At 39.3% G+C, this 21,779-nt stretch carries 18 protein-coding genes; 7 read left to right on the forward strand and 11 right to left on the reverse strand.

The window, feature by feature from the left end:
* Positions 1–18: 18 nt before the first annotated feature.
* Entirely contained in the window at positions 19–354 is a 336-nt protein-coding gene (locus tag C4F49_RS09805) for a PadR family transcriptional regulator (protein WP_196935676.1), read from the reverse strand.
* A gap of 193 nt (positions 355–547) precedes the next feature.
* On the opposite strand from C4F49_RS09805, the gene C4F49_RS09810 reads away from it, so the two are divergent.
* Positions 548–937, forward strand: coding sequence for a VanZ family protein (locus C4F49_RS09810; protein ID WP_196935677.1), 390 nt, complete (start codon positions 548–550; stop codon positions 935–937).
* A 125-nt stretch (positions 938–1,062) separates the two neighbouring features.
* Here C4F49_RS09810 and C4F49_RS09815 read toward each other — a convergent pair whose 3' ends face one another.
* The 7 genes from C4F49_RS09815 to C4F49_RS09845 all read right to left on the reverse strand — a co-directional run bounded on the left by C4F49_RS09815 (position 1,063) and on the right by C4F49_RS09845 (position 6,271).
* Positions 1,063–1,755, reverse strand: coding sequence for a ComF family protein (locus tag C4F49_RS09815; RefSeq protein WP_196935678.1), 693 nt, complete (start codon positions 1,753–1,755; stop codon positions 1,063–1,065).
* Between the two features lie 44 nt (positions 1,756–1,799).
* Positions 1,800–2,864, reverse strand: a complete 1,065-nt coding sequence (gene rlmN, locus C4F49_RS09820; protein WP_196935679.1) for a dual-specificity RNA methyltransferase RlmN — start codon at positions 2,862–2,864, stop codon at positions 1,800–1,802.
* 82 nt (positions 2,865–2,946) lie between these two features.
* The gene (locus tag C4F49_RS09825) at positions 2,947–3,219 is read right to left on the reverse strand and encodes a Txe/YoeB family addiction module toxin (RefSeq protein WP_196935680.1); all 273 of its coding nucleotides are present in this window, start codon (positions 3,217–3,219) and stop codon (positions 2,947–2,949) included.
* Positions 3,219–3,479, reverse strand: a complete 261-nt coding sequence (locus C4F49_RS09830) for a hypothetical protein (RefSeq protein WP_196935681.1) — start codon at positions 3,477–3,479, stop codon at positions 3,219–3,221. Before C4F49_RS09830 ends, C4F49_RS09825 begins: the two co-directional genes overlap by 1 nt.
* 78 nt (positions 3,480–3,557) lie before the next feature.
* A complete protein-coding gene (locus tag C4F49_RS09835) occupies positions 3,558–4,421 on the reverse strand; it encodes a DUF4349 domain-containing protein (protein ID WP_196935682.1) in 864 nt (287 codons plus the stop codon).
* A 158-nt stretch (positions 4,422–4,579) separates the two neighbouring features.
* Entirely contained in the window at positions 4,580–5,617 is a 1,038-nt protein-coding gene (locus C4F49_RS09840) for an LLM class flavin-dependent oxidoreductase (protein ID WP_196935683.1), read from the reverse strand.
* A 72-nt stretch (positions 5,618–5,689) separates the two neighbouring features.
* Positions 5,690–6,271: a MiaE family protein gene (locus C4F49_RS09845; RefSeq protein ID WP_196935684.1), complete on the reverse strand. Its 582-nt coding sequence runs from the start codon at positions 6,269–6,271 to the stop codon at positions 5,690–5,692.
* Between the two features lie 90 nt (positions 6,272–6,361).
* On the opposite strand from C4F49_RS09845, the gene C4F49_RS09850 reads away from it, so the two are divergent.
* Positions 6,362–7,588, forward strand: a complete 1,227-nt coding sequence (locus tag C4F49_RS09850; RefSeq protein WP_196935685.1) for a glycosyltransferase — start codon at positions 6,362–6,364, stop codon at positions 7,586–7,588.
* Between the two features lie 181 nt (positions 7,589–7,769).
* Here the strand turns inward: C4F49_RS09850 and C4F49_RS09855 are convergent, their stop codons facing one another.
* Positions 7,770–8,135 (reverse strand): winged helix-turn-helix transcriptional regulator, encoded by a 366-nt coding sequence (locus C4F49_RS09855; protein ID WP_196935686.1) that lies wholly within the window; start codon positions 8,133–8,135, stop codon positions 7,770–7,772.
* A 92-nt stretch (positions 8,136–8,227) separates the two neighbouring features.
* Between C4F49_RS09855 and C4F49_RS09860 the strand changes: the two genes are divergently transcribed.
* Positions 8,228–8,758, forward strand: coding sequence for an NAD(P)H-dependent oxidoreductase (locus tag C4F49_RS09860; protein ID WP_196935687.1), 531 nt, complete (start codon positions 8,228–8,230; stop codon positions 8,756–8,758).
* Between the two features lie 4 nt (positions 8,759–8,762).
* Here C4F49_RS09860 and C4F49_RS09865 read toward each other — a convergent pair whose 3' ends face one another.
* Complete coding sequence (locus C4F49_RS09865; RefSeq protein ID WP_196935688.1) at positions 8,763–9,308, reverse strand: YcxB family protein; 546 nt, start codon at positions 9,306–9,308, stop codon at positions 8,763–8,765.
* A 144-nt stretch (positions 9,309–9,452) separates the two neighbouring features.
* On the reverse strand, positions 9,453–9,878 hold the full coding sequence (locus C4F49_RS09870; RefSeq protein ID WP_196935689.1) for a hypothetical protein: 426 nt from the start codon (positions 9,876–9,878) through the stop codon (positions 9,453–9,455).
* Positions 9,879–10,157: 279 nt separating this feature from the next.
* Between C4F49_RS09870 and C4F49_RS09875 the strand changes: the two genes are divergently transcribed.
* The 4 genes from C4F49_RS09875 to C4F49_RS09890 are packed head-to-tail and all read left to right on the forward strand — an operon-like array spanning position 10,158 to position 21,756.
* A complete protein-coding gene (locus C4F49_RS09875) occupies positions 10,158–11,669 on the forward strand; it encodes a collagen-like domain-containing protein (RefSeq protein WP_196935690.1) in 1,512 nt (503 codons plus the stop codon).
* Positions 11,670–11,687: 18 nt separating this feature from the next.
* Complete coding sequence (locus tag C4F49_RS09880; protein ID WP_196935691.1) at positions 11,688–13,394, forward strand: hypothetical protein; 1,707 nt, start codon at positions 11,688–11,690, stop codon at positions 13,392–13,394.
* Entirely contained in the window at positions 13,391–19,654 is a 6,264-nt protein-coding gene (locus C4F49_RS09885) for a hypothetical protein (RefSeq protein ID WP_196935692.1), read from the forward strand. The genes C4F49_RS09880 and C4F49_RS09885 overlap by 4 nt, the downstream gene beginning before the upstream one ends.
* Before the next feature lie 2 nt (positions 19,655–19,656).
* Positions 19,657–21,756, forward strand: coding sequence for a fibronectin type III domain-containing protein (locus C4F49_RS09890; RefSeq protein ID WP_196935693.1), 2,100 nt, complete (start codon positions 19,657–19,659; stop codon positions 21,754–21,756).
* Positions 21,757–21,779 lie beyond the last annotated feature (23 nt).

Here is a 21,779-nt window from a genome sequence, read left to right on the forward strand (position 1 = left end):
TTAATGTTTTTATGTTAGTTAAATGTTTCTTCCTTCTAATGAAATCTGTACAGCAAACAGCAATTCTTTCCAGGTAATGTCTAATCGTTCTAGAACTTCTGTACCTTCAGGTGTTATCTGATAATATTTTCTTGGTGGACCTGAGGTGGATTCTTTCCAGCTGTAGCTCAATAAGCCATTGTTTTTTAATCGTGTTAGCAATGGATATAAAGTACCCTCGACCACCAACAGCTCTGCTTTCTTTAGCTCACTGATTATATCTGAGGCGTATATTTCCCCTCGGGAAATAATGGATAGGATACAGTATTCGAGTATCCCTTTCCTCATTTGGGTCTGTGTATTTTCTGCGATCATAACAATACAAAGATATATCCTTTAGATAGTACTTTGCAATACATAGTACTAAAATAATTGAAAGTTTTTTATAAACAATTGATTATCAGTTAAATTATTTTTTCATTAATTTTCATATTTTCAAAATTAATATTCATTAGTATGAGAAAGCGGGAAATATTTCCTTATTTTGCGCTCGAATTAAATCCGCAGAATGAGAATACTGACAAGCTACACCTGGTTAATTGTTTGGGGAGTGATTATGCTAATCCTAATGGGCGCACCTCCACAGTCGTTACCATCACCGCCAGTTTTTGCAGGATTTGATAAATTAGCACACTGTGGATTCTTCTTTGTCTTTACGGTTTTATACTTTAGAGGAACAATTGTTCACTCAAAACGTCGGGCAACAAAAATAAAAACCATGTTTTATGCGTTGCTATTATCCAGCATGATGGCATTTGGAACAGAAGCAATTCAATTCTATCTAAAAATGGGAAGAATGGCAGATTGGTGGGATATTTTCGCAGACTATGTGGGAATTGGAATGGCCATGCTGGCTTATCTATTATTGTATCAACGACGAACAACATCATACAAATGAGAAAAAGATTCATCTATTTTGTAGCTCTGCTATTTATTGCTACCGCGACGCTATCATCATGTTCGATTTTCCGAAAAGATTGCAATTGCCCTTCCGTACATAACGGGAAAGTTAGAAGATAAGCGCTAAGCTTTTGCAATAGTAGCAAATGAAATCTTGCATTTCATTGCTTCCATCAAACAAGAAGCCGCTGAGCAAAGCGTGGCTCCTGTCGTCAGCACATCATCCACAAGCAAAATATGCTTTGCTGTAATTTTCGACGATAGATTGCATTCAAAAATTAGTTCAACGTTCTCAAATCGTTCTAATCGATCTTTTCGGGTCTGGCTCACAGTGTTTATTTTCCTTTTTAACAACGAATCATCACAGGGTATTTCCATCGACTCGGCAAGTCCATTTGCAAAATGCAGGCTCTGATTATACCCTCGGATTTTCAGCTTTTTGCTATGGAGAGGTATAGGAACAATTAGATCAATCCCATCGGAAAAATCGGACTTTTTCAATATCCTGCCATACTTTTGACCTAGGAAGTAAGCTAATTCGGGGCGATTATTGTATTTGATATTATGGATTAATGTTTCGACTAATGAGGATTTCGTCAAATAAAACATCGAAACAGCTTGTTCAAATTCTATTTTTCCCCAAAACTTTTTGGCAGATGGGTTAGTTGGAAACTGATGGAAATCTGTAAATGGCAAATGGTATGAACAGGTCGTGCAGATATATTCTTCCTGATGGATCAATACATTTTCGCAAGCTCCGCAAGTTTTTGGGAACAAGATAAATAGAAAATCATACCAATAACGCAAAAGGCCCATAAGCCTACATTTAAATTGATCAGATTAAAGCTAAGAAAATAAAATTAATTCTGAAGGCTATCTTTCTCTTTTGTAGCCAGTTGCCCGCAAGCAGCGTCAATATCTTTCCCACGGCTTCTGCGCACATTTGTTATGATTCCTTGCCCGCGCAAATAATCCGCAAACATATCGATCTTATCTTTATCTGCGTTGACAAAATCTGCTAAAGCAATTGGATTGTATTCTATAATATTGACTTTGCAGGGAACATGTTTACAGAATGCCGCGAGTTCCTTGGCATCTTGCAATTCGTCATTGAAATTATTGAAAACAATGTATTCAAATGTAACCGGACTTTTGGTCTTGGCATAGAAATATTTCAGCGCATCTGCCAATGCTTTCAACGAATTTTGTTCATTGATTGGCATGATTTCATTTCGCTTCTCGTCATTTGCCGCGTGCAACGATAGCGCTAAATTAAAGCGAACCTGGTCGTCACCCAGTTTTTTTATCATTTTTGCAATTCCAGCTGTGGAAACCGTAATCCGCTTAGCCGCCATATTCAGTCCTGAAGGAGAGGTAATATGCTCGACAGATTTTAACACATTGGCATAATTCAGCAAAGGTTCGCCCATGCCCATGTAGACAATATTGGAAAGTGGCTGATTGTATTTTTCTTGTGCTTGCTTCGCAATAAGGACAACCTGATCGTAAATTTCGTCCGCATTCAAATTACGTTTACGGTCCATGTAACCCGTTGCACAGAATTTACAGGTTAAGCTACAGCCTACTTGCGAACTGACACAAGCCGTCATTCGGTCGTCTGCCGGAATCAACACACCCTCAATCAAATTCCCATCATACAATGAAAAAGCACTCTTAATGGTCTTGTCGTTACTGATTTGAGAATTTTTGACAGTAACAGCATTGATCGTAAAATTCAATTTCAATGTCTCGCGCAAGTCTTTGCTCAAATTGCTCATTTGGTCAAAATCAGTTGCTGATTTTTGCCAAAGCCATTCGAAAATCTGTTTTGCACGAAAAGCTTGTTCACCCATTTCTGTCAGTGAAGATTTCAATTGATCAAGCGTAAGCTCGCGAATGTTCTGAATTTTAGTTGCTGTTGCCACGGTGCAAAGGTACAGGAATTATTTTTAATGCAGTTTTTTGTTCAACAAAATTGCATTAAAGAAACTTTTGTTGGCAGAATGCTTATTTATCAGCATAATGCCCTCGTGCAGAAATAACATAAACCGTAATAATTTCATCGTCAATGGAATAGACAAGCCGATGTTTGTCTGTTATTCTTCTTGAGTAAAGACCCGCTAAATTGTATTTTTTCAGCTGTGGTTTTCCAAGACCCGTTCTGGGGTGAAGCATAATTTCAGCTAATAATAACAATACTTTATCATATGCTTTAGGTTCAGACTTCAAAAGCATTTCCAAATCTTTTTGAGCTTTAGCGGATAAAGTAATTTTGTACATTACAAGGACCGAATATAGTCATCCAATTCCTTTACGGAATTAAAAGTGAGGCTTTTCCCATCCTTGATTTCTTGTTGCGATTCTTTGATCCGCTCAATGAGTTCAGGCGTAAAATAGAGGTCGTCCTCTGAAACAGGCGTCAAAACATAAGCTTGTTTGCGCCCTCGGCGAATGACCACTTGCTGACCTTTATCAGCTAAATCAAAGAAATCCTTTTGTCGCTCTCTAAATTTTCTACTCGTCGTTTCTACAATTTTCATTTTGTGTACACATTATGGTACACAAATTTAACTAAAATCCACATTTCATGCAACAACTTAAAAAACAATTATTTACTCTTAAAGGTTTCTGTTCTTGCGAAGCACGATTCGTCTGCGTCGCCATTTCCTAAATGCAATGATGAAAATAACAATCAGCAATAAAATCGGCCATACACGAATCAAACCAAAAAACAATCCGGCCAAAATATCCCAGCTATCCGAAAAAGCATCTTTCAAATTAACCCAGAAACTTGGTCCAGCTGTAATGCGGTCTTGCTGATTTGAAATGGCGATAGTCAATGTACTATAAGCAATCTGATTATTTAGCACACGGAAAGTAGATTCGTAACTATCAATTTCTTCTTGGAGGCTTCGGATCTGTTCCTCGATTTCTAATAAATCCTTGGTTGTTTTTGCGGTAGCCACTAACTTTCGATAGCGCTCCAAATAAATCCTCTTCGATTTCAACCGGCTTTCGACATCGACGTATTGAGCGGTCACATCATTTGCTTGAATGCTCTTGGAGGTCACCTTATCTTCGCCATTTTCCAGGTCTGCAATGAACCCGTCAAAACCAGTTGATGGAATGCGAATTGTCAAACTGATGCTGCTGTAACTGGAACCCGCATTTGCATCTTCTGACTCAATGTATGCATTCTTTTGCTTAACTATCTGCTGAATATGGCTTTTGCTTTTATTTAAGTCATTTGACTCAAAAGAAATGGAGCCTGTGCGAATAATTTTTTTATCGACAGGTAAGGTTGTGCTGGGTGACGAAGTTGCTTCCACCGAAGCAACATTCATTTCCACTTCGGAACTTACCGCGTCTGATTGCTGAACCGCTTGCTCATACGCGAGAGATTTAGCAGAATTTGACGAATTGCATCTCGAGAAAAAGAAAGCGATCGAGAGGAATAGGATATGAACTATTAATTTTTTCATTGCTTATAGTTTTGGACAGGATGATATAAATCGACTTATTCCACAATATCATCAAATTTTTTATTACTTATCGTCAGCAGACAATAAAAAAGCGAAACCCTCACTGCTGTTCTTAAAAAAGAACAGAGTGAGGGTTAAAAACGCTGAATTGATTTAAATTATTTTTTCAAAGCTTCTTTCACTTTAGGAACGATATGCGTTCCATAAATTTCGATGGCTTTCATCATTTGCTTGTGATCTGGACTGCCCACATCCATGTGTGCCGAAAAGCGAGTCAATCCAAATGTTTCCGAGACTTGAATAATTTTATCGATGGATTGGTTCGCATCGCCGACAATTAAATGTCCGTGATTCGAGCGTCCGTAATCGTATTGCGATTTTTGATATGGAGGCCAGCCTCTCGACGCTCCGATACGATTCATCTGTTCAGAATAAAATGGATAATAGTAGTCTGCGATTTGCTTTGCATCTTCTCCAAAAAATGAATGCATGTGCACGCCAACTTGATAATCTTTCATATCGTGTCCATTATCAACCCAAGCTTGTTCATAAATTTCAAACAAAGGCTTGAAATTCACTGGCGAACCGCCAATAATCGCGAACATCACAGGCAAACCTAATTTCGCTGCGCGAATTACGGATTCAGTTGTTCCGCCAACAGCTACCCAAATCGGCAATTTACCTTGGTTCATGGCTCGTGGATAGATGGACTGATTAATCAACGAAGCCCGATGTTTTCCAGTCCAATTAACTGTTTCGTTGTTATTTATTCGTAACAATAAATTTAATTTCTCTTCAAACAAAGAGCTATAGTCTTTTAAATCATAACCGAATAACGGGAATGATTCGATAAACGAACCACGTCCGGCCATGATCTCAGCGCGTCCATTCGAAATCAAATCGACGGTCGAAAAATCTTGGTATAATTTAACTGGATCTGACGAACTGATTACGGAAACAGCAGAACCTAATTTTATATTTTTAGTAACAGAAGCCGCAGCAGCTAAAATAATTTCTGGACTTGCGACCGCATAATCTGCACGATGATGCTCGCCCATCCCGAAAAAGTCAATGCCAACCTCATCCATTAATTTTATTTCTTCAATAATCTCTTGAAGACGTGTTTGTGCTGCTTGTATTTTTCCTGTTGTTGGATCAATTTGCAAATCACCAAACATTCCTATTCCTAATTCCATGTTGATTTCTCCTTTTGTTTCTACAAAATTATCGGATTCGTTTCGGTTAAATCTTGATGTAAGATAAGAAAGCTATCCGTGAACAGTTTCTTTTGTTCCGTAGCTTTGAATCAATTCTCCTTCAAAATCCAGCCACTCTTTCCATCGTTTATCAACATCGACGTCCGTGCTGTATTTTTTGGCAAAATTTAGAAATGTGGTGTAATGGTTCGCTTCAGAAACCATTAAATCATAATAAAACTTAGAAAGTGATTCGTCTTTTAGGTTTTGAGAAAGCACGCGGAAACGTTCGCAGCTTCTGGCTTCAATCATCGCAGCGAACAACAAGCGGTCGATAAACGCCATGTTTCTAGATCCGTCTTTCTTGTTGAATTTCAGCAATCTACCTACATAATCATCTTTTCGCTCGCGCTCTAAGGTATAGCCACGCTCTTTAATCAAATCAATGACCATTTGAAAATGCTGCATTTCTTCGATGGCTATCGCGGTTAATTCATGCACCAAATCTTCGTATTCAGGATTTTGAGTAATCAACATGATGGCATTAGATGCTGCCTTTTGTTCGCACCAAGCATGATCTGAAAGAATTTCTTGTAAATTATTTTCTGCGATGTTCGCCCAGCGCGGGTCTGTCAGCAATTTCAGTCCTAACATAATGATTTGGATTAAGCTGCTAATTTACAAAATTTGTTTCGGACGGTTTAAATTCAAAACAGCGATACTATTTTTTTGTACTTTCGAGTCATGCAAAAATTACTGATTATCGGTTTGGTATGGCCAGAGCCTACATCTTCGGCCGCCGGCTGGCGAATGATGCAACTAATCGCTCTTTTCTTAGAACAGAATTTTGAGGTTCATTTTGCATCTGCCGCTGGCAAATCAGCATTTTCGGCAGACTTAAAAACCTTGGGAATTCAAGAACATGAAATCAACTTAAATGACTCTTCATTCGATGAATTTGTCAAGAATTTGAATCCACTTCTCGTGTTATTCGATCGCTTTATGATTGAAGAGCAGTTCGGCTGGCGGGTACGCGAAAATTGTCCGAACGCACTAACTTTTCTGGATACTGAAGACCTTCATTTCTTGCGCAAAGCCAGAGAGCTTGCTTATAAAAAGAATAAAGAAATTGATTTGTACACAGTTGAAGCCAAAAGGGAAATAGCTGCTATTTTAAGATGTGATATCTCTTTAATTATTTCAAAGGAGGAATTTACTCTCTTGACAGAACAATTCCACATTCCGGCAGGCTTGCTTCACTACTTGCCATTTTTAGAAGATGAAGTTACTGAAGAAGAAATTCAACATTGGAAATCATTCGAAGAGCGAAAGGATTTTATTTTTATCGGAAATTTCTTGCACGAACCGAATTGGCAAACCGTTCTAACATTGAAGAAAGGAATCTGGCCTACTATCCAGAAACAGTTGCCCGACGCCGAACTTCATATTTATGGTGCATACGCAAGCCAAAAGGTTTATGATTTGCAAAATAAAAAGGAAAAATTCATTGTTAAAGACCGAGCTATTAATGCGCGAATGGCCATGCAAAATTATCGCGTTTTATTGGCTCCAATAACCTTTGGTGCCGGTGTTAAAGGAAAATTTATTGATGCGATGAAAAGCGGAACGCCTTCAGTAACAACTACTATCGGAGCAGAATCAATGAGCCAAAATTTAAATTGGAATGGCACCATTCAAGATGACTTTTCATTATTTATTCAAGATGCGATAAACTTATATGCAGACGAAAACTTCTGGCAAACAGCACAAAATAATGGTATTGAAATAATTAAGAAAAACTATTCTTCAACTATTTTTAAACCTGATTTTTTTGAGCGAATTCAGTATTTATTAGACAACATTCAGGCACATAGAAAACAACATTTCATTTCAGAAATCATGAACTTTCATTTTGCCCAGAGCTCCAAATACATGTCTTTATGGATTGAGGAGAAGAATAAGAAGATATGAGATTTTAGTATTTAGTATTTAGTATTTAGTATTTAGAAACAACCAGTTGTCCTTACATAATATTGCTCCGTAGGAGCAACATATTTGTAGAAAAGAAAATAAGCCTTTGGAATTTGTGCTCCGTAGGTGCACAATCTTTTTTGAAGTTGGAATAAATAGGTTGACCGTTTTCAATATCCAATTATTTTTCAGCGGTCTTTTTCTTATGCTTTTTACCCCATTCTTCCAGCTGATCCATAATGGGCAGTACATCCCTAGCAATTTTTGTTAATTCGTATTCTACACGCGGGGGAACTTCTGCAAATACTGTACGCTTTACGAGTTTATTTGCCTCCATCTTGCGAAGCTGAAGCGTTAGCATACGCTCCGTTATATCAGGTATACAGCGCTTTAATTCACCAAAACGAAGTTTTGAATCTTGCAAAAAACACATAATTGACATTGTCCATTGTCCGCCAATAAGATTAGAAGCGTAAATGCCTGGGCAATCGTCTTCGATTTTCTTCTTATTTCCTTGCTGTGTCGAAGTTGGTTTTATTTTACTCATACTTACATTTATGTTAGTACCTAACAATTGGAAGCTAATATACATAAATAAATGTAAACTTTTATTTTTGATGCATTAAAAAAAAATTAGATATGAAGACTTTAATTATCGTAACTCATCCCAACTTACAGCAGTCTGTCGTCAACAAAAGGTGGCTTGAAGAAATCGGCAAATTTCCAGAAAAATTCACCATTCATAATTTATACAAAACGTATCCAGATCAAAAGATTGATGTTCTTGCTGAGCAGGAGCTGATTGAAAACCACGATAAAATCATCTTTCAATTCCCTTTTTATTGGTTTAGCAGTCCACCACTTTTAAAACAGTGGCTTGATGAGGTGCTGACTTATGGCTGGGCCTATGGAAGTAAAAGCGGTTACAAGCTAGAGGGAAAGAAAATCGCATTAGCAATTTCTGTGGGAGGAGCTGAAGAAGAATATAGAGATGCTGAAAAATATGGACAGAGCTTAGAAACCTTGACCTATCCACTTAAGTTATCGTTTGACTATGTCAAAGCAGATTACCAGCCTTTGTTTGCTTCCTATGGATTTGAGATAAACGCAGAGAAAGAAGTAGTTGATAAAAGTGCCGACGATTATTTAGATTATTTGAATAAATTTTAAATCGCTATTTCCACGTCCATTGTGAGTAATCCAAATAGTCAATCTGTAATCTCTCAGCGATTTCTTCTAATCTATTTTCAAGATTGGTTAATTCAGCTACTTGATTTTTAGGAATGATAATGGAATTTCCGTTGCCTATTTTAATTAAAATTTCACCGGGGATTTCTGCGATTTCTTGCAATTCAGAAAGGTTAATTTTTGCTTCATTGCCATCGTCCTTTAAGATAAAATAATTATCTTCTATTTGTAAAGTAATAGCTTTATCAACGGTGTTTTGGAAATTCTCTCGGATAAATTTTTTATAGCTTTTGATGTATGCTCCTTTCTCATAGATTGGGTATAAGAAAAACCATAAGATTCCGATTCCGCCAAAGATATAACCCATCACTGGAGCTTTAAAAAAATACAAAAAGATGCCCAAAAGAACGTAAACGATCGGAAAAACGAATTTTGCACGAAATCTCCGCTTTCTGATCGTCGGCGATTGGCTTGCGAAAAACAGTTGATGATGAAGATAGTTCGTTTCATCAAGCTTAAAGGTAATCTGCATAGTATATCTGTTTTTCCAAAGCTATTCAATTTATGGGTAATAATAAATCGTTTAAGATCTTTTACCGTAAATTGTTCATTCAATAAAAAAACAAACGCCGAAATAAAATTTATCTCGGCGTCAATTGTCCCCTAAAAAATAAGACTATCTTTTTCTTTTGATAACCAATTGGGTTCTTACAGGACCAGTAACATTGATAAGCGTCAACGTTGTTATCGATTGAACTATGCTTTCTTCAATGCTATATTCTGTTCCATCAAAAATCATTTTTCTGTTTGTTGGCATCGAATAGCTGTATGAAGTTTGCGTTGTAGCGCCTTCAGTTTTTACCCAAGCTCTACCATCTTTATCAAAATTCATGGTTTGGTCATCATCTAACAACTGAGTTGTAATGTTCAAGCCTGCATCTGTATTTCCTGAAACGGTTTTCGTTGCCTTTTCCCAAACACCTGTTCTAATAATATTTAATGCCACATCGCGACCCGCACTATCGACTGTTTCTTTACTACATGATAATAACCCAACCGCAATAAATCCTGATAACATTAAAAGTGTAATAATTCTTTTCATAAATTTCTATTTTAAATATAAGTATAGACACTTAGCCAACATTTATGCCAATAATTAAAAAACAGTAGTTAAAATAAATTTGGTTTATTCTGACGCTATTTTAACGATGCTTTTAAGTTTATATTTCTTTTAAGGAATCTTCTCTAATTCAAAATCACCTTTCAATCACTCGAACCCCGTTTCTGCTCATTATCGCAAAATAACTGCGTGTTAATCAAGAGATTTATTCTGTGATTGACACATGATGTTAATTATGAATTCACATAAAACAGAACAATTATGAAAGCATTAATACGTTGCCTGGGGTTATTTTTCCTATTTATCAACCTCCTACTGATATACAATTGTACCAAAGAAGGTGTTGTCGGCCCTCCAGGCCAAGAGGGAACAGATGGCTCGACCATTTATAGCGGAACTACCAATCCAAATAATGATGTAGGTTTAATAGGAGACTATTATTATCAGATTACAACAAGTAACTTCTACGGCCCAAAAACAGCTGACGGCTGGGGAAGTCCGACAAACCTTAAGGGCGCTGTCGGTTCGGATGGAAGCCCTGGAGCTCCAGGGCCAACAGGCCCGACCGGGGCGGATGGTTCAAAAATTTGGAGCGGGAATACGGCACCCATGAGCAGCTTGGGCAAGGCTGGCGACTATTATTTTCAAACAAATACGGGGAATTTTTATGGCCCTAAAATAGCCAACAGCTGGGGAACAGCCGTAAACTTAAAAGGTTCAGTTGGACCAAAAGGTGAAGATGGAGCGACTATTATTAGTGGAGCAGCCATTCCCAGCGCCAGCTTAGGAAGAGAAGGCGATTATTATTTCCGCTCATTGACTGGCGATTTTTATGGGCCCAAAACGAACTCGGGTTGGGGTACGCCAACGAATCTAAAAGGTGCAACAGGAGCTACTGGAGCATCTGGATCAATTATTCATAGTGGGACTATAGCCCCTAATAATACCCTAGGCAATCTGAATGATTTTTATTTCAATAAAACAACAGCCGAATTTTATGGCCCAAAGACGAACTCGGGTTGGGGAGTCGCAGTGAATTTAAAAGGTTCGGTTGGACCAAAAGGAGCCGACGGTTCGAAGATTATTACTGGCGCGGGAATTCCAACACTAAGCATAGGAGCTGTAGGCGATTACTATTTCCGATCACTAACAGGTGACTTTTATGGCCCTAAAACTGCATCGGGCTGGGGAATCCCGACAAGCCTAAAAGGCGCAAATGGTGCAACGGGAGCTTCTGGAGCAACTATTTTAAGTGGCTTAGTTCGCCCGGACACCTCTTTAGGACGCGTAGGAGATTTTTATTTTGACAAAAGCACCGCTGATTTCTATGGCCCCAAGGAGCCAAGGAACTGGGGAACTCCGGTCAATTTAAAGGGTCCACAAGGTCCTCCGGGGACTTCCGATATCATGTATAGCAATTGGGAAACATATTATCCGATTGCTGGCACCGGACAGATTCAAATTCCTGCACCAATTACACAAGCAATATTAGATAAGGGTGAAGTGGCTGTCTATGTAAAGGAATTCAAAGGAGCGACGCTACTTGGCTTGTATAAAATCCCGTACATGTCTAACCATCTAACGGATTTGGTTGAATTTCGACTGGAATTAAATCGAATCATCGTTTATTCTCGACGTGGGGCGATTCCTTCCACCGATAATCAATACCGTTATGTGATTATTCCGGGTCATATCGAAATTGGTTCTCACCAATCAAGAGTAAATCTTTCAGACTACAAGAAGGTAATGGCGACTTACAATATTCCTGAATAGGATTTTAAAATCATCGTCATGAAAACGATTCACTATTGGGGTATTTTTATGCTGTTAAATCTTGTGCAACTGGTGCGTGCACAAGATTTGACAACTATCGGAGACCAAAAGCCATTTCAATTTAACGGAAATATCGAAGCCCGGGGGATGTTTTATCGCGCTTCCGGTATCCCTAATCGCATGCAACCATTTACTTACTTACTAAGCGGAAGCCCAACAGCTACTGTTTATGGCTGGACAGTGCCCATGAGTTTTACAATTAGCAAAGAGAATAAATCTTTTCAGCAACCTTTTAATCAATACGGCATGAGCCCAACATACAAATGGATTACTTTACATGCTGGGCATCGAAGTGTGAATTTTTCCCCCTACACGTTAGCCGGGCATACCATGCTCGGTGGAGGATTTGAATTAAACCCTGGCAAAATCAGAGTAGGTTTTATGTATGGCCGTTTGAACAAAGCCACGGTTATTGATACGGCGACTCAATCATTAGTCCCTTATGCATTTACGCGAAAAGGATTTGCAGCTAAATTGGGCTACGGCACATCGGATAATTATTTTGATTTGAGCTTTCTGCACGCGAAAGACGATTCCAGTTCTGTAGCAGATTTTAATTTACCTGATAACGAAAAAGTGTTCGCAGCAGCCAATTCCGTTTTAGGATATGGTGGAAAGCTGAGGTTGTTTAGGCGATTCTTTTTTGAAAGTGACGGAGCAATCAGCCTGTACACACGCGATATGAATTCACCAATTCATTTTGATGAAATCAATGACCCAACACTAGAAAAATTAAAAAATTTAATCAAGGTCAATGGCACGACTGAATGGTTCCTCGCATTCAGTGCTGGCATTGGATATAGCGCCAAAAATTATGGACTAAAAATAAGTTACCGGAGAATAGAACCGGAATTTAAATCGATGGGCGCCTACTTTTTCACAAATGATGTGGAGAATTTGACGATAAGTCCAAATTTCACAGTTTGGAAAGGAAAATTGCGAGGAAGTGGAAGTTTTGGTATTGAGCAAGACAATGTCAATCTTCAAAAAACATCAACCACCAAACGCATTATTGGAAATGCCAACGTATCAGCTGATTTTACGGAACGCTTTGGAATTGATGCTTATTTCACCAATTTTTCAAATAACCAACGCCCAAATACCCTTCGTTTTGCGGATTCATTAAAAATCGTGCAAACAACCAATAACTTAAGCTTCATGCCTCGTTACACGATTTTTAAAGAGACTGTAACGCATATGATATTGGGTTCGGTGTCGATGTCTGAAATGAACGATTACAACTCCTATTATGGCGCTGACGCGCCAAGCCGAAATATTTCCACCATGCAATACATGATGAACTACAACATTGGATTTCCTCAAAAAATGCTGAATATCTATGCGAGCTTAAACTACAGCGATTTAAAAAGCGTGGATGTAAAAACGAGTTATGCGGGAGGTTCAATTGGAGCTTCCTATGTGTTCTTTGATAAAAAATTATTGGCGAGCGCAAATTGTACATTCATGAATGGAAAAAATCAAGGCGCCAATAGTTTAATTGTAAATGGCTCTGGAAATATTTCTTACAAAATCAATAAAATCCAATCCATTCGGACATCCTTGTACTGGACTAAAAACAATCCCGGCTCAACAGTTACCGGAGGCTATCCGTCCTTTTCAGAATCACGCGGTGAAATAGCTTACCAAATCAATTTTGGATTATGAAAAAACTCATCTTACAAATCATACTTTTATTAGCCTGCTTCGTTTCTGCAAACGCACAAATTAATGTACAGTTGCGAGTCATTCCGCCATATCAAAGCAGAATATCCGATTATGCTTCCCGGCCAGATTTAATGTTATTTACATTAAGCAATACATCGCTTACAGAACAACAAATTCAATTGACAGGTAGCATAACAGGTAATAATGGAGTCGCTTTATGGGTTCGTCCTGGCTACAGAAGCCCGACACCGATTACCTTAGCTCCCGGTCAAGTGATGAATTTGAATGGGACAGATATTTCAGCTTTATTTGATTATAATCAAATCCAATATACCGGAATTAGCCAAGCAGATTTTACGCGTGGCGTGGGCCTGCAAGAGGGAACCTACCAGATTTGTATACAGGCCTTAGATTATCAAACACAGCAACCGCTAAGTCCATCACAGCCTATCGGATGCGCACCCCTGATTATTTCAAGCGTGGAGCCACCACGTATTCTTGCACCTTTCAATCAACAAGAGATTTCCGAGAATGCTGCGCAATCCTTTGCCATTACCTGGAGCAGTTCTCCGGGTGGTCCAATATTGCCAAATTATCGTGTGAAAATGGTCGAAATAATGGGTCAGCTTAATGCAAATGATGCCATTCGATCAGCCATTGTTCCTCCGTTTTTTGACAGAACAGTTCAAACGAATAGCTTATTGTATGGAATTGCGGATCCCGTATTAATCCCTGGAAGAAGGTACGCGCTGATGGTTCAAGCCATTGACCCAATGGGTCGAACAAGTTACAGGAATCAAGGACAGAGTGAGGTCATTGAGTTTACTTATCAGGAGAAAATGAAACTGAATGTGCCTATAGCTCAAAACATCATTTCTCAAATTCCTTCTGGTGCTGTTCCAATTTGTGCCAATTGCAATTCTCCTAAACCAACAGGAAATCCCGCCAACGAGCTAATTCTACAGAATACAGGCCAACGAAAAATCAAAGTCAATCAATTCGAAATGAATGTATTGACGGCAGAAAATATAGATGGAAAACTTAGCGGAACAGGGACGATAAATCTTCCTATTATCGGACAAATTTCTTCTGCAATCAAACTTAGGGTTGAATTTTCAGGTGTTTCGATAAACAACAAATATGAATTAATGGAGGGAACGGTTAAAGGAATTACTCGTTCTGATTTTGGATTTATTCCCCAAATGGACAATCCGGATTTGAACACCATTCCGTTAAGCTCGAATGAAATCGATCAGTTAGACAGCTATTTTAAAAACAACCGAGATCAACTGGTTTCAAGGCTGAACCAATCCGTCAATTCAATCGGCATGGAATTGCCCTTAGGGATTGACAAAGGAGCTTTCACCGTAGGTGTGACAAACATTTTCTTTAGTGCTACGCAGAGCTGGATGGAAGCTGTTGCAGTAATGAATATGCCAGACGCCAACATGAAAGTTGCTTTTTCAGGCCGAGGCATCTGTATCAATCCTCAAGATTTATGTGGCGAAGCGACATTATTTTTAAGCGAAGATGCACCCTTAGGTTCTTTAGGAATAACGTTGAATGGAGGTACAGATGGGACACAACTGGTTTTTGATAGCAAGGGTTTCAAATTGCTGAAAATCGGAGCCTCCTATCAATTTCCAAACGGAGCGCCTTTAGTAAATGCGAGTACCAACGAACCTTTAAAAGTAAAATTGACAGCGACAACCGAAACTAGTTGGGCTGATTGGATAGCCGAAGTGGAAGTTGAGGCATTCAAAATCGGTTCTGTCAGCGATATTCAGTTTGGAAAAACTGGAAGCACAACGAAAATAATTTACGACCATTCGGATATTCGAAATTGGACAATGCCCGACAAAATAGAAAGTGGCGACCCAATGGATGCACCAATTCTTATCAACAACAATTGGACAGGATTTTTCATCCCTTCTATTGATGTTTATCTACCTCAAGCCATCCAAAAGATTTCAGGCGAGTCCGTGCATGTCAAAGCCACGAACATTATTTATCATGAAGGAATCTGTGGGCAAATCTTGATTAAAGACGTATTAACTATCGGCGAAGGAAGTTTAGATGGCTGGTTTTTATCCGTGGATGAAGTCGGTTTGAATTTTTGGAAGAACAGTTTCAAACAAAGTTATTTAAAAGGAAAACTAGTCTTGCCACCATCTGGAAGCAATGCCACAAATGCGAACAATCAAATCGACTACAGCTGTACACTAACAAAACCGGCTGGCGAAGCGATGGCATTCCAATTTAAAGCAGCGCCAAAAGAAAACCTGTCTTTTGAAGCGCTATGGACGCAAGTTAATATTCACAAATCTTCAAATATTCTAGTTGAAGTGGACGGTGAGGGATTTATAGCGACCGCAGAATTACATGGTGACATGAAATTCCAAACCAATATTGACAAATTACCGAAATTAACATTGGGCGAGTTGAGTTTTCAAAACATGAAAATCTCTTCTCGAGCGCCTCTATTCGATCCAGGACAAATCGATTTCCATACCGGAGGCGATAATAATATGAGCTGGATGAGAAAACATGCTGATTTTAGCGATATGCTCGCAAACAATGCTCAAAAAGGGCCATCTGCTAACGAAAACATGTGGGACAATCAGCTTTTTGCAGAAACTGGTAGCAGCAGTGTCTTGGGATTCGAATTAGCAGAAACCAAAGTTCATCCATTTTTAGAAGGAAATCAAGTTGGCTTTCGATTTGGCGCAGCCATGCAATTGGTGAACAATGTGAATTTCATCCCTAAAGCAAGCATAGATTTCAAAGTGTATGGAGAATTGGATGGCTTGGCAACGAACGGCCGTAAGTTTTGGAAAGCAGTTCGAGGAAAAATCGAACGGGTTGAATTAGAAGCAAAAGCCAAATTGGGCCCAATGGATATTGAGGGGGCTGTTTATTACCATGACATTGATATTGGCGGAAATTTGCGCGATTATGGTTTGGGAGGACGGCTAAATGTGGTTTTACCTGGTGCAGGCATGCAGATTGGCATGCAAGCGCTATTCGGAAGCAGGGTAGGAAGTTCGAATTTCCAATACTTTTACATCGATGCTTTGCTCGACCTAGGACAATCTGGAATCCCTTTATTTCCGGGGACAGCCTTATATGGATTTGCAGGAGGAGCATATTATAACATGTCACAAGATACGATGTCAAGAAAAAGCAGCGTCAACGCGTCAATGCCTGCCGACAATTCAAATACAGAAGACCCAACGTTAATTCAAATGACCAGTTTTTCGGGAACAAAATATACTCCCGATGCTTCGCAAGGCGGACGTTTTGGTGTCACCGCAGGTGTTTATTTTGGCTTATCAAGCCGAAATACTTTGGAAGGACAGTTGGCGATGGATATCCGCTTCAACGGTCATAACGGTTTTGAATATTTCGGATTGGATGGCCGGGCAGCAATATTGACGGGAACAGATTCCGACTTCTTGCAGCGCTACGACAAGGCAATGGCACGAGCGCACATGTATTTGAAGATTAATATGCTAAACAGCCAATTCCACAAATTCGAAGCCGGGTTTAACTATAATTTAGAATATATTCGAGGAATAACGCCGACCTTGGTCAGCGCAAATGGAGGCTTAGAATTTTATATCGAAAATACACTAGCCGCAAACCCGAATTCAGACAAAGGAACGATTTGGTATTTCCGCATGGGTCGTCCACGGCCACATCAGCCCAACAGCATTAAGTTTTTAGATTTCTTGCAATCTGACGCTTATTTTCAGGTCGGAAATAGTGTGGATCCAATGCCAAAAATTCCAAATCGGATTTTGGAAATCATGGGGGTTAGCACGAATAGTTCTGAAGATAGCGGATTTGACCGTGGACCAAGTTATGAATCGGTTAACAATACCAGAAATGAACAGGAAATCAGTTCTGGAAAGGGAATGGTTTTCGGAGCGCTGACCGAACTAAAGGCAGATCCCAAATTTTTGATTTTTTATGCGAGTTTATATGCAGGGGTAGGATTTGACGTCAGTATTTTACAAAGAGACAGACCAGAATGCGGACAATCGGCAGGCTCTTGGTATGCTCGCGGTCAAGCGTACATTGGCGCAGAAGCAGCTTGCGGAGTTCATATCAATGTTTTTGGGCTGAAAAAAGACATTGAATTTGTGCGAGCGGGATTAGGAGCTTCAGCAGAACTAGGAGGTCCGGCTCCCTTGTATGTCCGTGGAATTCTAGGAGGACGATTCTCTGTTTTGGACGGATTAATTTCCGGACGATTTAATGTGAAGTTCACAGTTGGAACGATTTGCGATAATTCGATTAACAATAGGCAATTGAAACTTATCGCGGACGTTTATCCAGGAGGAGGAAACGTTAGCACAGCTGCACAACCTGGAATATCTTTTAACTTCCCGCTTAATAAGGACTTTATGGTGCCAATTACCACAACTGACGAAGATGGAAATATAAAATCGGTCGCTTACGATTTATTCCGCTTCAGAAAAGAGATGGTCAATATATCCGTGACCGAGAATGGAACTCAGGCTTTCCAGACATCGGATTTTGATTTAGCGACTGGATTGACAGCTTTACCGCCAAATAGTCCTTCCAGAACATACTACCCGATTTACAAATTGGCCTTGAAATCAGGTGGTGATTTATTGAAACGCAAAACAAATTATCAGTTTAATGTTTCGGCAACGGTAAAATATTATCCTGATTTGTTGCGCTTAGGCCGTTCTGGAATGGAATCGCTAAAAGACGGTTTAGGCGACCAAGCATTTATTCCTGTACGACTTCAAAATTCAAACGCGATTTATTACGATAAAAAAGACTCAACATTCACGACAGATAATGGTCCTAAGAAAATTTCTTTAGAACATTTGGTGGATATATTGCCCGTTCATCGACATCGATCATTGCCTGGGCAAGCCATGCTCAATGCATCGTCTTACCTGAAGCTTTCTAGAGGATATTCGCCAGACAACAACACCTTCGATGTGAGCATATCTGCTCCTCAAGCTATGGTGCGTATCGTCAATATGGCCTCAGGAAATACAGAAGTTTCTAAAATTGATTTACCAATCAATACTGGAGATAGAACATATTGGAATTTCAATATGCCGGCTTTGTTACCGAATAATAATTATGCGGTTCGAATGTATCTGAAAGGACAACCGACGACCTCAGCCCCAGAAAACACGCAGGGAGGAACGCGTTTGCTTGCTAACAGCATACTGTCCATGACGGGGCAAGGGTTGACTGCCGGCGGAACCGCAACAATTAATAGTCGAAAGTTGATAGAAAGTGGTCTTCGTATGGGTTCTGGAGAACATGAAGTCTTCAGTTGGTATTTTAATACGGGAGAATCCAAAACATTCAAAGACAAATACAATTCGTTGAAAGTTAACAGACTGATTGTTAATGGAATGGAAGCGAGTTTACAGAACAATCAACAGGTAAACCTGTCAAATTTTAATTGGTTTGATTCACAGACACAGTCTGTAACGGCTTTCAATGTCACTTATGAATTCACAGGAAATGAATATTTCAATGCGCTGGATGATGGAACATGGACCGTTGGACAAGTATTTCCAAATGTTGGAAACAGCAATACGGCTGTAAAACTTTCGCGAAGCTATCCAAACATGAACTATGACCATGCTCAGAGCGTGACCGAAATGGATCGGGTTTTCAGAGATTTCGTGCGACAAGCTTTTGGAAGCAATTATGAGCTCACCATCGGTATGGTAAACATGCCTTGGAATCCGATTACTGGAGGAATAGACTCGTATTCTAACAATGAATTCCCCTACTTGAGTGCTATAATGGGACAAGATTTATATGGCATCAATTATTCACAGAATAATTATGCCACAGCTCCAAAAGAAGAATCTTTCGCCGCAGATTTAAATTCTGGAAATAACCAAAAATCAGAATCAGCAATGGTTTCATCCATTATTTTGAATACTTCGAATTTCTCAAATTTAGTATCTGCACAAGCCATTTCGAATTCATTGAACATGACAACATTCGGCCAACCGAAAAAAGTACTAAAAATCGTCAACACGATTCATCACCAAAGCGGCGCAGGATTAACAACTGGTTTGAACACACTATTCAAAAACGTTGTGCAACAGAAGAAAAATTTGGGGTATCCAGTAGACATGGTCGGAAAAGCCGGACAGTTAATGGATCAGGTGAAAAACATGACTGCGCCTGCAAATTTACATATTCAAGCACCTGTGCAAGCGCCACAGATTAATATTAAAATGAGATAACTATGAAAGCTATAGCGATAAAAAAAACAATTCGAATTCTATTCATCAGCTCGCTGATTTACCTGCTTAGTCCCATTAGCTTGCTAGCTCAAACAGCTACTGAACAAGATAGTGTCGAAGAAAAAATTACAGGGACAATTTTCTTGAAAGTCAAAGCTTATGCTGACAAATTGGTATTGCGCTGGGGAATTGATAATTCTGCTCTATGGCTGGTTAGCAATGAGGTTGGGATTGGCATTGACCGTATTATTTTGGATGAACAAAATAAACCGCTATTAAATAGCTGGACCCGGATAAATACGATTCCAATTAAGCCTTATTCGGAAGAAATTTTCAGACAAAAAGTGTTAGCCGACACCAGCAATCATGCTTTGCTGATTGCCGCAGAAGCGCTATTTGGCAGTCCAAGCATCGCTTCGCCAAGCGTTGAAGATCAAGAGGGTTTGGAAAATGCGAGCTTGGAGTTTGAAAACAAATACACGCTAGCTATGCTGGCTGCTGATATGGATCCACTGGCTGCAGACGCTCTGGGAATGCGCTACTCGGATGCTATCGAAGTGAATGGAAATTATAAATATGCGTATCGCGTGTATGTCGATACGCTACTTCCAGAAATTTTCGAAATCGATACCGCATTTTATTTATTGCCTGGCGGAATGAAAGATGAAATTTACTCGCCAAGAAATGTCAAGACGGTCGGAAAAGATCGAGCTATCCATATACAGATTCCGAATGATCGGTTCTACAATACTTTTTCTTCTTACAACGTTGAGCGTTCAGAAGACGGGAAACATTTTGCACGATTAAATAACATCCCGATTGTATTCAATCAATTGGAAGATGCTGAACATTTTATCTACATCGATAGTGTGGAGAATTATCGCAAATATTATTACCGTGTGAATGGGGTCGATGCTTTTGCAGACACGAGTTATTATGCGCCGACCATGAGTTCCATTGCGAAGCAACAAACAGCTCCTCCTAGCGGGTTTCTAACAGCCGTTGTAGAGCAAGGCAAAAAAACCCACTTAAGCTGGACGCAGGATTTATATGAAGACCGGCCGATTGCAGGATTTATTGTTCGGAAGGGTGTGCAGATGGACCAGCTAGATGATTATTTGACCACAGCACTTTTGCCGGCAAATCAACGAGAATTTGTTGATGAAAAGCCAAATCTTGTGGAAGGTGCTTATTATCAAGTCTTGGCAGTTGACACAGCGGGAAATTATTCGGGCACGAATGTGCAATATGTTTTTGCGTACGACAGTATTCCGCCTTTGTCACCATCGGGTTTGCGAGGAGTTGCTGATACGACCGGCAAAGTGACTTTGAGTTGGAATTTGAATGATTCAGATAATATTCAGGGCTATCGCGTATTTATGTCCAATCAAAAAAATGGCTCTTTCTCCCCTATTACATCCGATTTTGTGCGTGATACTGTATTTATCGATTCGTTGGATCGAAGTGTTTTAAACAAAGAAATCTACTACAGAATTGTTGCGGTAGATGGGAATAGCAATCACAGTGATTTCTCGGAAATCGTCACAGTTTTGCGTCCAAAAATGGTAATGACGCCTGCTCCAGTCATTGAAAACTATCAAGTTTCGCAAGGAAAAGTTTCGTTTAGTTGGGTGTTGCCTCCTGCAAAAGACAGTAAAAAGACCGAAGTTCTTCGTCGCCTAGCTAACGACACGACTTGGATTACGCTCGCACAAGTTCCATTGACAACGCTAAATCATACGGACAGTACGGTTTTTTCCAGCCAAACCTACGAATATGCTGTGCGAGTAATTGATGAAAATAATAAAGCCTCGGAAATTAGTTTTCCATTGCAGGTTTTTGTCTATTCAACGGAAAACAATGCTCCGCAAAATCTTATCGTAAAAGTAGAAAATGAGCAATCTATATTGTCTTGGACAGTGCCCGAAAAAGGAGAGGTAGATTATTATATTATTTACAAAGAAGAAAACAACAATTTGGTGCAATATGATTCTGTGGATGGCAATCAGAACAGCTACAGTGACAGGAATTTTGGGAAAAAATATGGACTAAAAGCGGTATTTAAAAATCAAATTATGTCTATAATGCTTAGCTCTCAGTAATTTTTAATTAACTTTATTTACCG

The sequence above is a fragment of the Sphingobacterium hungaricum genome (assembly GCF_015210005.1).
GTDB classification, from domain to species: Bacteria; Bacteroidota; Bacteroidia; order Sphingobacteriales; family Sphingobacteriaceae; genus Sphingobacterium; species Sphingobacterium hungaricum.